This window comes from Falsiroseomonas sp. (assembly GCF_051859025.1).
Lineage (GTDB): Bacteria > Pseudomonadota > Alphaproteobacteria > Acetobacterales > Acetobacteraceae > Falsiroseomonas.
Window position 1 is genome coordinate 653,843 of the sequence record NZ_JBHYGL010000001.1, and the last position, 13,027, is coordinate 666,869.

Sequence of the window (13,027 nt, forward strand, 5' to 3'; positions counted from 1 at the left end):
GGATGTGCAACAATCAGTGCCCCCGTCGCAAGCTTTTCCCAGTCGTAGGCTTTTCAAGGAACGACGTTGCATGATGGCCGCCCCCGTCCTGTCCCGCCGCGCCGCGGACCTCCGCGGCTTCCGCATCGCGCCCGGTGACAGCAACTACTTCGCATGTCTCTTCGATCCCGTGGCGGATGGCGTGACCTTCACCCTGGTCGTGGAGATCTTCGAACCCGGTGGCCGCACGCCCCCCAACACCCACAGCGCGGCGGAGGAATGCTTTTTCGTCCTCGCGGGCTCCGGCAAGGCCTATGCGGACGGTGTCGAGATGCCTGTCGGCCCCGGTGATTGCTTCGTGCTGCGTCCGGGGACGGAACATGTCGTGGTGAACGACACGCAGGAAAAGCTCTATTGCCTGACGATGATGACGCCGAACGAAGGCTTCGCGGAGTTGATCCGCAACGGCACGCCGGTGGAACTCGGCGCGGACGACATCGCCATCATCGCGGGGCGCCGCTGATGCGCATCCACTACCTCTATGCCCATCCGCTGGAAGACAGTTTCCACGCCGCCATCAGCCGCGCCGCGCGGGACGGGCTGCACGATGCCGGCCACCAGGTGGATTTCTGCGACCTCTACGCCGAAGGCTTCAACCCGGTCCTGAGCGCCACGGAACGCCGCGGCTACCACGAGGTGCCGGCGAACCAGGAACCCGTGGCGGATTACGTCCGGCGCCTGATGGAAGCCGAGGCCCTGGTCCTGTCCTTCCCCACCTGGTGCTTCGGCCTGCCGGCCATCCTCAAGGGCTGGATGGACCGCGTGATGCTGCCCGGCGTGTCCTTCAAGCTGGAGGATGGCGTCGCCTCCCCCAACCTGCTGCACATCAGGAAGGTTGCGGGCATCAGCACTTATGGCCGCCCGCGCTGGACTGCGATGATGATGGGCGATCCGCCGCGCAAGATCGTCACGCGCTATTTCCGCGTCGTCAGCGCCGGGCGTGCGGCGGTGCAGTACCACGCCCTCTACGACATGAACCGCGCCACCGAACACCAGCGCGCGAGCTTCCTGTCCCGGGTGAGGCGGGAAATGGCCGCCTTCTGAAATACTCTTGCCCTTCACCGATTCCTGGCCAATGTAGCCGCAATCGGTTGCATCGGGAGGGAACCATGATCGGACGCAGGCTGCTATTGGGCGCGGCGGGGTTGCTCGCGGCGCCATCCATCGCTTCGGCGCAGGCCGCCTGGCCGAACCGGCCGGTGAAGATCGTGGTGCCCTTCGGCCTCGGCGGCTCCGCCGATGTCGCGGCGCGCTTCCTGGGCGAACAGCTGCAGCAATCCCTCGGCCAGCCCTTCGTGATCGAGAACCGGCCCGGCGCCGGCGCCGTGATCGGCACCGACCTGGTCGTGAAATCGCCGGCGGATGGCTACACGCTGCTGCTGATGTCCAACACCCACACGGCGAATGAGACGCTGCTGCCCCAGCGCCCCTACCAGCTGATGCGCGATCTGGCACCGGTCGCGGCCATCAACGTCGCCTACCACGTGCTGGCCGTGCATCCTTCCGTCCCGGCGACCACGGTGCCGGAACTGATCGCGCTGCTGCGCGCGAACCCCGGGCGCTACGACTACGCCTCCTCCGGCCCTGGCACGCCCTATCACGTGGCGGGGGAAGTGTTCCTGGCGATGGCCGGCGTCCAGGCGCAGCACGTGCCCTTCAGGGGCTCGAACGAGGCACGCACGGCGCTGATCGGCGGCCAGGTGCCCATCATGTTCGACGCCATCCCGACCATGCGCGAACAGGTCGCGGGCGGCCGCGTCCGCGCGCTTGGCACCACGGGGCCGACCCGCAGCCCGCTGATGCCGGATGTGCCCGCGGTGGCGGAAGCGCTGCCGGGCTATGAGGCCTCCATCTGGCTCGGCTTGATGGCGCCCGTCGCGCTGCCGCAGCCGATCAAGGAGAGGCTGAACGCGGAGGTGAACCGCATCCTCGCGCTGCCGGCCACGCAGGAGTCGCAGGCCCGCGCGGGCGCGGCGCCGATGCCCATGTCCATCTCGGATTTCGATGCCTTCATGCGCCGCGACATCACCCGTCAGGCGGAGTTCATCCGCATGGCGCGCATGACGCCGACGTGACGGTCGCCTTCACCCTGAACGGCGCGGCGGTGGCCGCGCCGATCGAGGATGATGCGCCGCTGCTGGCCGCGCTGCGCGGGCCGCTCGGGCTGAGTGGCACGCGTTATGGCTGTGGGGCGGAGCAATGCGGCGCCTGCCTGGTGCTGGTCGATGGCCAGCCCGCGTATGCCTGCACGCTGCACAGCGGCGCCGTCGCGGGCCGTTCCGTGACGACGGTGGAAGGTCTCGGCACGCCGGACGCGCCGCATGCCTTGCAGGCGGCGTTTCTCGAACTCCAGGCAGGGCAATGCGGCTTCTGCCTCTCCGGCATCCTGCTCCGCGCCTCCGTCCTCCTGCGCGACAACCCCGCGCCGACGGAGGATGATGTGCGCGTGGCGCTCGATCCGCATCTCTGCCGCTGCGGCAGCCACAACCGCATCATCCGCGCCGTGCTGCGCGCGGCGGCCCAGGGGAATGGCATGGGGCAGCCCGCATGAACCTCGCCTTCCGCAACGCCGTGCAGGGCGGCGACGACAAGCCGAAGCTCCCCGGCAGCCTGCATGTGAACCGGCGGCTGGATCAATGGCTGTCCATCCAGCCCGAGGGCACCGTCACCATCACGCCGGGGAAGGTGGAACTGGGGCAGGGGATCCTCACGGCGCTGTCCCAGATCGCGGCGGAGGAGCTGGATGTAGCCCTGCCGCGCATCGTGGTGCGCCCGGCCTCCACGCCCAGCAGCCCGGATGAGGCGGTGACCAGCGGCAGCCTCTCCGTCCAGGAATCCGGCATGGCGCTGCGCCATGCCTGCGCGGAGGCACGCGGCATTTTTGTCGGTGTCATCGCCCAGCGGACGGGCGTCTCCCGGGACGAAATCGCCGTGCAGGACGGCGATTTCGTCGCCCCCGATGGCCGCGTGATCGGCTCCTACTGGTCCATGGCCGATGCGGCGCTGCTGGATCTGGAGGCAACGCCGGGCGACCGCGCCAAGCCCGCGAGCGCGCGCCGAATCACCGGCACCTCCGCACCCCGGCTTGACCTCCCCGCGAAAATCTTCGGCCAGCCGCGCTTCGTCCATGACATGCGCCTGCCTGGCATGCTGCATGCCCGCATGGTGCGCCCCGCCGCGCGCGGTGCGACGCTCGCCGCGCTGCGCGAAGGCCCGCTGCCCGGCGGCGCCGCCATCTTCCGCAGCGGCAGCGTCCTTGCCGCCGTCGCCGCGCAGGAACACCACGCCGAAGCCGCCGCAACCCGCCTTGCCAGCCGCGCTACCTGGGATGCGACGGACACGCTGCCGGAGGAGCACGCGATCGCGGCCTGGATGGAAGCCGCGCCGCGCGAGGATTCCTCCGTGCTGGAACGTGCTGCCGAAACGCCCGAGCCCGCGCGTCGGATCACGCGCCGCTTCTTCCGCCCCTTCATCACCCACGGATCGATCGGTACAAGCTGCGCCATCGCCATCTGGGATGGCGAACAGGTGGAAATCTGGTGTCACAGCCAGGGCATCTACAATCTGCGCGCGGACCTGACCAAGGCGCTGCGGATGCCGGCCGAGGCCATCCTCATCCACCACATGGAGGGCGCCGGTTGCTACGGCCACAACGGCGCGGATGACGTCGCCCTCGATGCCGCCCTCATTGCCCGCGCGCATCCCGGCACGCCGATCCGCGTGCTGTGGTCCCGCGCCGAGGAACTCGCCTGGGGCCCCGCATCGCCGGCCATGATCGTGGATGTGGCGGCCGAGGCCGATGAGGCCGGGACATTGCTGCGGTGGTCGCAGAAGGTGCTGTCCAACGGCCATTCCGGTCGCCCCGGCCGCGGCGCGCTGCCGACCTTGCTGGCCGCGTCGATGATGGAAGACGGTTTCGCGGTTCCGCCCGCCATCAATCCGCCGCTCGCCGGCGGTGGCGGTGCGCAGCGCAACGCCGTGCCGCCCTATCGCGTGCCGGCGCTGACCGTCGACATGGCCCGCATCACCGCCATGCCGCTGCGCACTTCGGCACTCCGCGGTCTCGGCGCGCTGGTGAATGTCTGGGCGATCGAGAGCGTGATGGACGAACTCGCCGCGCAGGCGGGGGAGGACCCTCTCGCCCATCGCCTCCGCCACCTCGACGACGCTCGGTCCCGCGATGTCCTGGCGCGCGCTGCTGCCATGGCGGATTGGCCGAACCGCGTGAAGCGGGACGGCATCGGCATGGGCCTCGCCGTGTCACGCTATAAGGGTAGCGGCGCCTGGTGTGCCGCCGTCGCGGAGATCGAGGCCGGGGAGACTATCCGCTGCCGCCGCCTCTGGCTCGCCGCCGATGTGGGGGAGGTCGTGAACCCCGACGGGTCGCTGAACCAGATCGAGGGCGGCGCCATCCAGGCTACCTCGCTCTGCCTGCTGGAAGCCGTGCGGCACGATGCGCGCAACGTCACCTCGGATTCCTGGGAAACCTACCCGATCCTCCGCTTTACCGATGTGCCGCGCGTCCAGGCCGAACTCATCGCGCGGCCGGAAGCGCCCCCGCTCGGCGCTGGTGAATGCAGCCTAGGCCCCGTCATCGCCGCGATTGCCAATGCCATCGCTGATGCGCTTGACGTCCGTGTTACGCGCTGGCCCTTCACGCCCGAGAATATCGCCCGCGCCATGGATGATGCATGACCCAGCTTTCCCTCGCCTGCACGCTGACCGATCGCACCCGCGCCGTGGTGGAAGGGCGCATCAAGGTCGAGGGCTTCGACATCGCCTTCACGCCGGGGGAGCCGGAGGACCTGTTCCGCATCGCCATGCGGGAGGCCCGCTATGACATCACGGAGATGTCGATGGGCAGCCACATCCTCTCCGTCGCGCGCGGTGACAGCCGCTATATCGGCGTGCCCGTCTTCCCGTCCCGCGCCTTCCGCCATTCCGCCATCTACATCCGTACCGATCGCGGCATCACCGGGCCGAAGGACCTGGCAGGCCGCGTCATCGGCCTGCCGGAATACCAGCAGACCGCGGCGGTCTGGGTGCGCGGCGTGCTGCGCGAACACTATGGCGTGGACCTGTCCGGCATCACCTGGAAAGTCGCGGGGGAACGGACGCCCATCGTGTTGCCGCCCCACATCCGCAAGGAAAGCATCGCGGAGGGCCAGACGCTGGACGCCATGCTGGCCGCCGGTGAGATCGATGCAGTCATCGCCCCCCGCCCGCCTGCCTGCTTCGTGAACCAGACGGCGCCCGTCGCCCGCCTGTTCCCGGATTTCCGAACGCATGAGGAAGCCTACTACACCGCGACCGGCTTCTTCCCGATCATGCATTGCATCGCCATCCGGCGCGACGTCGCGGCGGCCAACCCCGGCCTGGCCATGGCGCTGTTCAACGCCTTCAGCGCCGCCAAGGCCCATGCGCTGGCGGAAGCCGCGATGGTGAATGTGCTGCGCGTCTCCATCCCCTGGATTGCATCGGAAGTCGCGAAGCAGACCGAATTCATGGGCGGCGACCCCTGGCCCTATGGGTTCCAGCGCAACCGGGCGGAGATGGCGGCGATGTGCCGCTTCTCCGCCGCCGATGGCCTGACTTCCCAGGACGTCCAGCCGGAGGCACTCTTCCACGAGACGACGCACGGCGTCTGAGCGCCGGCTCAACTCGGGAGGATAGTCCATGGTCCGGATCAACCGACGCGCGCTGCTTGGCGCCGCCGCGGTGCTTGCCGCGCCGCGTCTTGCCAGCGCCCAGTCCAACACCATCCGCATCGTCGTGCCCTTCGGCCCGGGCGGCTCCACCGACGCCGTGGCGCGGCTGGTGGCACCCGGCGTCGGCGCCAGGCTCGGCGCGACGGTGGTGGTGGAAAACCGCTCCGGCGCCGCCGGCTCCATCGGGGCGGATATTGTCGCCAAGGCACGGCCCGATGGCCTGACCTGGATGCTGACCTTCGACAGCCACGCGACCATCCCGGCCCTGCTGCGCACGCCGCCCCTGAATGTGCTGACTGACCTCGATCCCGTCATGCTGATCGGCGGTTCGCCCTATGCCGTCGCCTGCAAGCCGGACAAGCCCTTCCGCACCATGGCGGATGCGGTGGCGCGGGCGAAGGCGCAGCGGGACAGCGTCTCCTACGGCTCCACCGGCAACGGCACCATCGGCCACCTCACCATGATCCAACTCGGCGACCGGGAAGGCACGAGCTTCCAGCACGTCCCCTATCGCAGCGGCGGCCTGGCGGTGAACGATGCCGTCGCCGGCCATGTGGACATGATGATCGGCAGCGCCGCCCTCATGCTGCCGCACATCAGCGGCGGGTCGCTGCGCCCCCTGATGCAGTTCGGCCCGGCGCGCCTGGCCGGCCTGCCGGATACGCCGACCTCCGCCGAGGCGGGCTACCAGGGGCTGGAGGCCGAGGCCTGGTGGGGCGTCTGGGGCCCGCGCGGCACGCCGCCCGCCATGATCGCCGCCATGAACGCCGCGCTCCGCGAAGCCTTGTCGGAAGAACGCGCCCGCCGTGTGATGACGGAAACCCAGCAGGCCCGCCTTGTGCTCTCCTCGCCCGAGGAACTGCGGACCTTCTTCGCCCGCCAGGTCGAAACCTGGGGCGCCATCGTGCGCGCCAACAACATCCAGCCGGACTGAACACCGCCATGTCCTTCGACCGCCCCGCCTTCGACAGGTTGGCTGCCGATGTGCTCGCCCGCTTCGCGAAGCTGCCTTCCTCCTGCATCTCGGATGCCTGCGACAAGCTTGGCATCCCGGGCCAGGTGGATGGGCTGAAGCCCATGCTGCAGGGCGCGCGCATCTGCGGCCAGGCGGTCACGCTGCGCTACCTGCCGATGGGCCCGGCCGGCGGCACGGTGGGGGATTTCCTCCACCTGGCCGACAAGGGCGACGTCATCGTCATCGACAATCGCGGCCGCATTGACTGCACCGTCTGGGGCAACATCCTGACGGAGGCCGCGAAGGCCAAGGGCATCGCCGGCACGGTGATCGAGGGCGTGAACCGCGACGTCACCGAAAGCCGCGAATACGGCTACCCCATCTGGTCCCGCGCCAACCATTCCCGTACCGGCAAGGACCGCGTGGCGCTGGATGCGACCAACGTGCCCGTCGTGCTCGGCCATGTCCGCGTCGATCCGGGCGACGTCATCTGCGCCGATGACAGCTGCGTCGTCTGCGTGCCGCTATCCCGCGCCATGGATGTGCTGGGCATTGCGGAATCGATCGACGCGAAGGAGGAACTGATCCTTCGCGACATCCGCGCGGGCGTTGACCTGGCGGAGGCACGGAAGCGGCACGGGTATTACGCGTTGCAGACGCCGGGGAAGGCGTAAGGGCGGGGCGCCGCCCCCGCACCCCCGCCGGGGGGCGTGGCGCCCCCCGGGCCCCGCCTTCAATGGCGGCGGATCAACAAGGTCGTCACGCCGTCGCGATAACGCGGCACGCCAACCTGGAGAAAGCCCAGCTTCGCCGCGACGCGCAGCGAACCCGTATGGGCGGGATCGATGATGCAGAAGCAGTCGCGGCCGAGCCATGCCAGCGCCGCCCCCGCGGCCTCCGTCGCCAGGCCCCTGCCATGCGCGGCAGGGGCCAGCACCCAACCGATCTCCGGCAGGGCAGGGGGCGCGGGGTCCAGCGGTCGGTGGAAATCCGCGAAGCCGACATCGCCGAGATAGGCGCCGGTTTCGCGATCCTCCACCGCCCAATAGCCGAAGCCCAGCAATCGCCAGAGCCCGGCATAGCGCAGCAGCCGCGCCCAACTTTCCTCCCGCGTCGCGGGCCGGCCGCCGATGAAGCGGGTCACCTCGGGGTCCGCCCACAACGCGGCCAGCGCCTCGAAATCCTCGACGGTATGCGGGCGCAGGCGCAGCCGCGGCGTTTCCAGCACCGGGATCACACCCCGGCCCGCCGCAGCAATTCGGCGAACAAGGCCTCCCGCGCCGCGCGCCGTGCCTCGAACAGCGCCGCGCCCTGGCCGCGCATCGCGTCGCGATCCACCACGCCGGGCGGCGACAGGCTCGCCCAATTATCCATGATGTCCGGCGTGGCCTCCGGGTGGAACTGTACGGCGATGGCGTTGGGCAGGGCGAAGCACTGCACCGTGCCGGCATCGCGGGCGAGCACGGTGGCCCTGGGCGGCGGGGTGATGACGTCGCCATGCCAGCGTGGCCACACGCCATCCAGGAAGGGTTCCGCGGCTTCCGCATTGCCGATCCAGCCGCGATGGAACACGCCATCGGGGTGCCGCCCCACACTGCCACCGGCGGCCGCCGCCATCATCTGCGCGCCGAAGCAGATACCGATGGCGGGGCGCTGCGCCGCCAGCCGCTTCGCCACCATCGCGCGCTGCGCGTCGATCCAGGGATGGGCCGCGCCCTCATAGACCCCGCGCGGCGAGCCCAGCATCACCACCAGCGCCGCCGCCTGCATCTGCGTGTCCGTCACGTCGCTGCCGGCGACGATCTCCAGCTCATGGCCCTGCGCCCGCAGCCAGTCGCCGAAGGCGCCCTCCGGCGCTGTCTCGCTGTTCCGCACTACCAGGATCTTCATGCAATCCCCCGCGCCGCATCGCGCCTGCGCATCACATGCAGGATCGGCAGCGCCGCCAGCACCATCCACGCCTTGCCCGCCACCTGGCCCGCCATGAAGTCGAGGCTCCCGAAGGCCAGCCACAGGAATACCGCGCTATCCACCACCAGCCCCACTGCGCCGCTCGCCGCGACCGCCAGCAGCAGCCCGCGCTTCTGCAAGGGCGTATAGACGGCGAGGTCTGCCATCTCCGACAACAGGAAAGCCAGGGCGGAGGCGACCACCAACGCCGGTGGCGCCACCAGCGCCGACAGCGCCGCCCCCGCCAGCACCGCGCCGAAGGCCCATCGCACGCCGAGCCGCCGCTGCACCAGGTCCCGCAGCACCAGCGCGAGCCCGATCATCAGCACCCCCGACGGCGCCATCATGCCTGGCGCCACCGGCACCAGGCAGGGCCCGCCCGGCATGCAGACCGTGCCGACATGACCGATCAGCCAATTCGCCGCCGGGATGCACAGCCCGAAGGCCGCGAGGAAGACGAAGCCCTCCGCCCGCGGTGTCATGCCGCGCGCCACTTCTGCCAGCCCCGGGATCGCAGATCGCAGGCCGGGCAATGGCCGCAACCCGCACCCCATTCATGCGGGGTCCGGTCGCCGAGGTAGCAGGAATGGGTGATGGTGCGGATCGCCTCCACCAACCCATCCCCGCCCAATTCCTCCGCCAGGCCCCAGGTCGCGGCCTTGTCCCGCCACATCAGCGGCGTGTGCAGGACGAAGCGCCCCGTGGGACCAGATGCCATTCCGAGGTTCAGCGCCACCTGCAGCGCCTTGATCGTATCGTCCCGGCAATCGGGGTAGCCGGAGTAATCCGTCTCGCACACGCCGGTGACGATGTGCCGCAGCCCGCGCCGGAACGCCAAGGCCGCGGCGAAGGTCAGGAAGATAAGGTTCCGCCCGGGCACGAAGGTGTTGGGCAGCCCGCCCGTCTCCATCTCGATCGCGACATCGCGGGTCAGCGACGTGTCGCTGATCGCGCCCAGCGCATCGATCTTCAGCACGTGGTCCGCGCCAAGCCTGCCGCCCCAGACGGGATGCACTGCGACATGCGCACGGAAGGCGGCACGCGTCTCCAGCTCCACGACATGCCGCTGGCCGTAGTCGAAGCCCAGCGTTTCCACCGTGCCATACCGGTCCAGCGCCCAGGCCAGGCAGGTGGCGCTGTCCTGCCCGCCGGAGAACAGCACCAGCGCCTTTCCATCACCCATCACGCCAGCCTCTCGCTTGCCCATCGCGCACATTCCGCGACGGTTTCATCCGCATCATCGCACAGGCCCTGCGCCGTGGCGCGCAGCGACGCATCGCCGCTGTTGCCGATGGCGACCAGGACGTTGCGCACGAAGCGGTTGCGGCCGATGCGCTTGATCGGGCTGGCGCTGAACAGCGCCCGAAACCCTGCATCGTCCAGCGCCGCCAGTTCCACCAGCCGTGGCGCATCCAGCGCCGCGCGCGGGGCAAAGGCCGGCTCCTCATGCGCCTGGGCGAATTTGTTCCAGGGGCAGACCGCCAGGCAGTCATCGCAGCCATAGATGCGGTTGCCCATCTTCGGCCGAAGCTCATGCGGGATCGGCCCGTGATGCTCGATGGTCAGGTAGGAAATGCAGCGCCTGGCATCCAGCCGATAGGGCGCCGGGAAGGCCTCGGTCGGGCAGGCCCGCAGGCAGGCGTCGCAGCTGCCGCAATGGTCGCGCTCGGCGTCGTCGGGCGCCCCAAGGGGAGACAGGTCGAGCGTCGTGAAGACCTCCGCCAGGAACAACCAGGACCCGAACTGGCGGGAGACCAGGTTGGTATGCTTCCCCTGCCACCCGATCCCCGCCTGCTGCGCCAGCGGCTTTTCCATCACCGGCGCGGTATCCACGAAGACCTTCAGCTCGCTTCCCTTGAAGCGCCCGGCCATCCAGCCGCCGAGTTGCTTGAGCCGCCCCTTCACCAGGTCATGGTAGTCCCGGTTGCGGGCATAGACGCTGATGGTGCCCCGGTCGCGCCAGGCCAGGCTCTCCAGCGGATCATGCTCCGGCCCGTAGTTCAGGCCGAGCGAGATCACGCTCACAGCCTCCGGCCACAGCGCCCTCGGGTCCGCGCGCTGGTCGGCGCGGGCCTCCATCCAGCCCATCGATCCATGGTGTCCCGCGGCCAGGAACGCGCCCAGCCGCTCCCGCGCCTCGGGCGCCAAGGCCGCCCGCGCGAAGCCCACCGCATCGAAGCCCAGCGCCAGCGCGCGGGCCCGTATCGCGTCCCGGGCCTCAGCCCCGCCCACGATACCCCGGCACATCCTGCGGCGGGACCCAGACCCCCGCCGGCACATCCCCCGTTGCGTAGAACACGTCGATCGGGATGCCGCCGCGGGGATACCAGTAGCCGCCGATGCGCAGCCATTCCGGATCCAGTTCCTCCACCAGCCGCCGCGCAATGCCCACCGTGCAGGCCTCGTGGAACGCGCCGTGGTTGCGGAAGGCGGTCAGATAGAGCTTGAGCGACTTGCTCTCCACCAGCCAATCCCGCGGCACATAGTCGATGACGAGATGCGCGAAATCCGGCTGTCCCGTCATGGGACAGAGCGAGGTGAATTCCGGCGCCGTGAAGCGCACGCAATAGCGCTGGCCGGGATGCGGGTTCGGCACACGCTCCAGCACCGCGGCTTCCGGCGTCGCCGGCTGCGCCGTCATGTGGCCGAGCATGGTCAGCCCACTCGTATCCGTCGAAATCGAAGGTCCCGTCACCGCCTGCAATCCACTAGCCTGGAAGGCGCCGCCTATAGCAGCGCGGGAAGGATGGGGCGAGGATGCGCGCAATTCTGGTCACGCTGGGCCTGGCCCTCGCCACCCCCGCCTGGGCCCAATCGCCCGTCACCGCCTGGTGCGGCGGCGGCGTCACCGGCGGCGGCAACGGTACCCGCATCACCCCCGACGGCACCATCACCCGCCTCAGCCGCAACACCGCAGGTTCTCCGGAGGTCGCGACCCCCCTCGGCCAGGACGAAGCCGCCTTCCGCCGCTGGACCGCCGCCCTCGCTGCCGTTGGCTTTTCCCGCCTGGCGAGCCAGCCGCCCGGCAACATGACCTGCACCCTGTCGCAGGGCACCACCACCCTGCGCTGGCCCGGCGGCCAACCGCCGGAAGCCGTCGCGGGGGTGTTCGCGGAGTTGCGGGGATGGAGGCCGTGAGCGGGGTCGGCGCGGGCGCGTCGGACGCGAACGCGCACCGTGTCCCTCCCACCACCCTCTGATTAATCCATGGGGTCGAGGGGCCCGCTGGCCCCTCGCGGGGCAGGGGTCTGGGGATGGGGCAGCGCCCCGTCCCCAGCGTCACCCGCGCCACCCCACCCCGCCTCGATCGCCGCCGCCTCTTCCTCGAACCGCCCCGCCAGGATCGCCGCCCGCAGCCGCGCGGTCAGGCGCTGGTAGTAGCGGATGTTGTGCCAGGTCAGCAGCATCGGGCCGAGCATCTCCTCGGCCTTGATGAGGTGGTGGATATAGGCGCGGGAGTGGTTGCGGCAGGCCGGGCAGTCGCAATCCGGGTCCACCGGGCTGGTGTCCTCGGCGTGCCTCGCGTTGCGCATGTTGAGCACGCCGCGGCTGGTATAGGCGCGGCCGGTGCGGCCGGATCGCGTGGGGATCACGCAGTCGAACATGTCCACGCCGCGGCGGATCGATTGGATCAGGTCCGATGGCGTGCCCACGCCCATGAGGTAGCGGGGCGCGCCCTGCGGCAGTTGCGGCGTGGTGAAATCCAGCACGCGCAGCATCTCCGCCTGCCCCTCGCCGACGGCCAGGCCGCCGATGGCGTAGCCCTCGAAGCCGATCGAGGTCAGGGCCTGGATGCTTTCGGTGCGGAGGTCCTCGAAGGTGCTGCCCTGGACGATCCCGAACAGGCCATGGCCGTCGCGGGGCTTGAAGGCGGCGCGGGATCGTGCGGCCCAGCGCATGGAAAGGCGCATGCTCTCCGCCGCCTGGTCATGCGTGGCGGGGTAGGGGGTGCATTCGTCGAAGCACATGGTGACGTCGGCGCCCAGCAGGTGCTGGATCTCCACGCTGCGTTCCGGCGTGATCCGGTGCTTCGACCCGTCGATATGGGATTGGAAGGTCACGCCATCCGCATCGAGTTTGCGGAGGCCCGCCAGCGACATCACCTGGTAACCGCCGCTGTCGGTCAGGATCGGCCCGTGCCAGTCCATCAGCTTGTGCAACCCGCCGAGGCGCGCCACGCGTTCCGCCCCGGGGCGGAGCATGAGGTGGTAGGTGTTGCCGAGCACCATGCGAGCGCCCGTGCTGCGCACCGCATCGGCCGTCATGGCCTTCACAGTTCCGGCGGTGCCGACCGGCATGAAGACCGGCGTCGGCACCTCCCCATGCGCCGTCATCAGGGTGCCGGCGCGGGCCGCGCCGTCGCGGGCGGCCATCT

Annotated in this window: 16 protein-coding genes; 9 read left to right on the forward strand and 7 right to left on the reverse strand. The window is 69.9% G+C overall.

Annotated elements, in window-relative coordinates:
• The first annotated feature begins 70 nt into the window (after positions 1–70).
• The 8 genes from ACTIE5_RS03245 to ACTIE5_RS03280 all read left to right on the forward strand — a co-directional run bounded on the left by ACTIE5_RS03245 (position 71) and on the right by ACTIE5_RS03280 (position 7,376).
• The gene (locus ACTIE5_RS03245; RefSeq protein WP_439548256.1) at positions 71–502 is read left to right on the forward strand and encodes a cupin domain-containing protein; all 432 of its coding nucleotides are present in this window, start codon (positions 71–73) and stop codon (positions 500–502) included.
• Positions 502–1,083: an NAD(P)H-dependent oxidoreductase gene (locus tag ACTIE5_RS03250; protein ID WP_439548257.1), complete on the forward strand. Its 582-nt coding sequence runs from the start codon at positions 502–504 to the stop codon at positions 1,081–1,083. Before ACTIE5_RS03245 ends, ACTIE5_RS03250 begins: the two co-directional genes overlap by 1 nt.
• 65 nt (positions 1,084–1,148) lie before the next feature.
• The gene (locus ACTIE5_RS03255) at positions 1,149–2,114 is read left to right on the forward strand and encodes a tripartite tricarboxylate transporter substrate binding protein (protein WP_439548258.1); all 966 of its coding nucleotides are present in this window, start codon (positions 1,149–1,151) and stop codon (positions 2,112–2,114) included.
• Entirely contained in the window at positions 2,111–2,590 is a 480-nt protein-coding gene (locus ACTIE5_RS03260) for a (2Fe-2S)-binding protein (protein WP_439548259.1), read from the forward strand. Before ACTIE5_RS03255 ends, ACTIE5_RS03260 begins: the two co-directional genes overlap by 4 nt.
• The gene (locus ACTIE5_RS03265) at positions 2,587–4,734 is read left to right on the forward strand and encodes a molybdopterin cofactor-binding domain-containing protein (protein WP_439548260.1); all 2,148 of its coding nucleotides are present in this window, start codon (positions 2,587–2,589) and stop codon (positions 4,732–4,734) included. The genes ACTIE5_RS03260 and ACTIE5_RS03265 overlap by 4 nt, the downstream gene beginning before the upstream one ends.
• Positions 4,731–5,687: an ABC transporter substrate-binding protein gene (locus tag ACTIE5_RS03270; RefSeq protein ID WP_439548261.1), complete on the forward strand. Its 957-nt coding sequence runs from the start codon at positions 4,731–4,733 to the stop codon at positions 5,685–5,687. The genes ACTIE5_RS03265 and ACTIE5_RS03270 overlap by 4 nt, the downstream gene beginning before the upstream one ends.
• A gap of 28 nt (positions 5,688–5,715) precedes the next feature.
• Positions 5,716–6,681 carry a Bug family tripartite tricarboxylate transporter substrate binding protein gene (locus ACTIE5_RS03275; RefSeq protein WP_439548262.1) on the forward strand — a complete coding sequence of 322 codons (966 nt, stop codon included), beginning with the start codon at positions 5,716–5,718 and terminating at the stop codon, positions 6,679–6,681.
• A gap of 8 nt (positions 6,682–6,689) precedes the next feature.
• On the forward strand, positions 6,690–7,376 hold the full coding sequence (locus ACTIE5_RS03280; RefSeq protein ID WP_439548263.1) for an RraA family protein: 687 nt from the start codon (positions 6,690–6,692) through the stop codon (positions 7,374–7,376).
• Positions 7,377–7,435: 59 nt separating this feature from the next.
• On the opposite strand, the gene ACTIE5_RS03285 is transcribed toward ACTIE5_RS03280, so the two are convergent.
• The 6 genes from ACTIE5_RS03285 to queF are packed head-to-tail and all read right to left on the reverse strand — an operon-like array spanning position 7,436 to position 11,305.
• On the reverse strand, positions 7,436–7,930 hold the full coding sequence (locus tag ACTIE5_RS03285; protein WP_439548264.1) for a GNAT family N-acetyltransferase: 495 nt from the start codon (positions 7,928–7,930) through the stop codon (positions 7,436–7,438).
• Between the two features lie 5 nt (positions 7,931–7,935).
• Complete coding sequence (locus ACTIE5_RS03290) at positions 7,936–8,592, reverse strand: glutamine amidotransferase-related protein (protein WP_439548265.1); 657 nt, start codon at positions 8,590–8,592, stop codon at positions 7,936–7,938.
• Positions 8,589–9,134, reverse strand: a complete 546-nt coding sequence (locus tag ACTIE5_RS03295) for a VUT family protein (RefSeq protein WP_439548266.1) — start codon at positions 9,132–9,134, stop codon at positions 8,589–8,591. The genes ACTIE5_RS03290 and ACTIE5_RS03295 overlap by 4 nt, the downstream gene beginning before the upstream one ends.
• A complete protein-coding gene (queC, locus tag ACTIE5_RS03300) occupies positions 9,131–9,835 on the reverse strand; it encodes a 7-cyano-7-deazaguanine synthase QueC (RefSeq protein ID WP_439548267.1) in 705 nt (234 codons plus the stop codon). Before queC ends, ACTIE5_RS03295 begins: the two co-directional genes overlap by 4 nt.
• Positions 9,835–10,899, reverse strand: a complete 1,065-nt coding sequence (queG, locus tag ACTIE5_RS03305) for a tRNA epoxyqueuosine(34) reductase QueG (RefSeq protein WP_439548268.1) — start codon at positions 10,897–10,899, stop codon at positions 9,835–9,837. Before queG ends, queC begins: the two co-directional genes overlap by 1 nt.
• Positions 10,871–11,305 carry a preQ(1) synthase gene (gene queF, locus ACTIE5_RS03310; RefSeq protein WP_439548644.1) on the reverse strand — a complete coding sequence of 145 codons (435 nt, stop codon included), beginning with the start codon at positions 11,303–11,305 and terminating at the stop codon, positions 10,871–10,873. The genes queG and queF overlap by 29 nt, the downstream gene beginning before the upstream one ends.
• Before the next feature lie 104 nt (positions 11,306–11,409).
• Here queF and ACTIE5_RS03315 point away from each other — a divergent pair, with 104 nt between their 5' ends.
• Complete coding sequence (locus tag ACTIE5_RS03315) at positions 11,410–11,790, forward strand: hypothetical protein (RefSeq protein WP_439548269.1); 381 nt, start codon at positions 11,410–11,412, stop codon at positions 11,788–11,790.
• Positions 11,791–11,852: 62 nt separating this feature from the next.
• Here ACTIE5_RS03315 and tgt read toward each other — a convergent pair whose 3' ends face one another.
• Entirely contained in the window at positions 11,853–13,025 is a 1,173-nt protein-coding gene (gene tgt, locus ACTIE5_RS03320; protein ID WP_439548645.1) for a tRNA guanosine(34) transglycosylase Tgt, read from the reverse strand.
• Positions 13,026–13,027 lie beyond the last annotated feature (2 nt).

Bases quoted from the DNA above. Each gene is read 5' to 3' on its own strand.
- ACTIE5_RS03245 (WP_439548256.1), top strand. From the start codon at position 71: ATGATGGCCGCCCCCGTCCTGTCCCGCCGCGCCGCGGACCTCCGCGGC.
- ACTIE5_RS03250 (WP_439548257.1), top strand. From the start codon at position 502: ATGCGCATCCACTACCTCTATGCCCATCCGCTGGAAGACAGTTTCCAC.
- ACTIE5_RS03255 (WP_439548258.1), top strand. From the start codon at position 1,149: ATGATCGGACGCAGGCTGCTATTGGGCGCGGCGGGGTTGCTCGCGGCG.
- ACTIE5_RS03265 (WP_439548260.1), top strand. From the start codon at position 2,587: ATGAACCTCGCCTTCCGCAACGCCGTGCAGGGCGGCGACGACAAGCCG.
- ACTIE5_RS03270 (WP_439548261.1), top strand. From the start codon at position 4,731: ATGACCCAGCTTTCCCTCGCCTGCACGCTGACCGATCGCACCCGCGCC.
- ACTIE5_RS03275 (WP_439548262.1), top strand. From the start codon at position 5,716: ATGGTCCGGATCAACCGACGCGCGCTGCTTGGCGCCGCCGCGGTGCTT.
- ACTIE5_RS03280 (WP_439548263.1), top strand. From the start codon at position 6,690: ATGTCCTTCGACCGCCCCGCCTTCGACAGGTTGGCTGCCGATGTGCTC.
- ACTIE5_RS03290 (WP_439548265.1), bottom strand. From the start codon at position 8,592: ATGAAGATCCTGGTAGTGCGGAACAGCGAGACAGCGCCGGAGGGCGCC.
- ACTIE5_RS03295 (WP_439548266.1), bottom strand. From the start codon at position 9,134: ATGACACCGCGGGCGGAGGGCTTCGTCTTCCTCGCGGCCTTCGGGCTG.
- queC (WP_439548267.1), bottom strand. From the start codon at position 9,835: ATGGGTGATGGAAAGGCGCTGGTGCTGTTCTCCGGCGGGCAGGACAGC.
- queG (WP_439548268.1), bottom strand. From the start codon at position 10,899: ATGTGCCGGGGTATCGTGGGCGGGGCTGAGGCCCGGGACGCGATACGG.
- queF (WP_439548644.1), bottom strand. From the start codon at position 11,305: ATGCTCGGCCACATGACGGCGCAGCCGGCGACGCCGGAAGCCGCGGTG.
- ACTIE5_RS03315 (WP_439548269.1), top strand. From the start codon at position 11,410: ATGCGCGCAATTCTGGTCACGCTGGGCCTGGCCCTCGCCACCCCCGCC.
- tgt (WP_439548645.1), bottom strand. From the start codon at position 13,025: ATGGCCGCCCGCGACGGCGCGGCCCGCGCCGGCACCCTGATGACGGCG.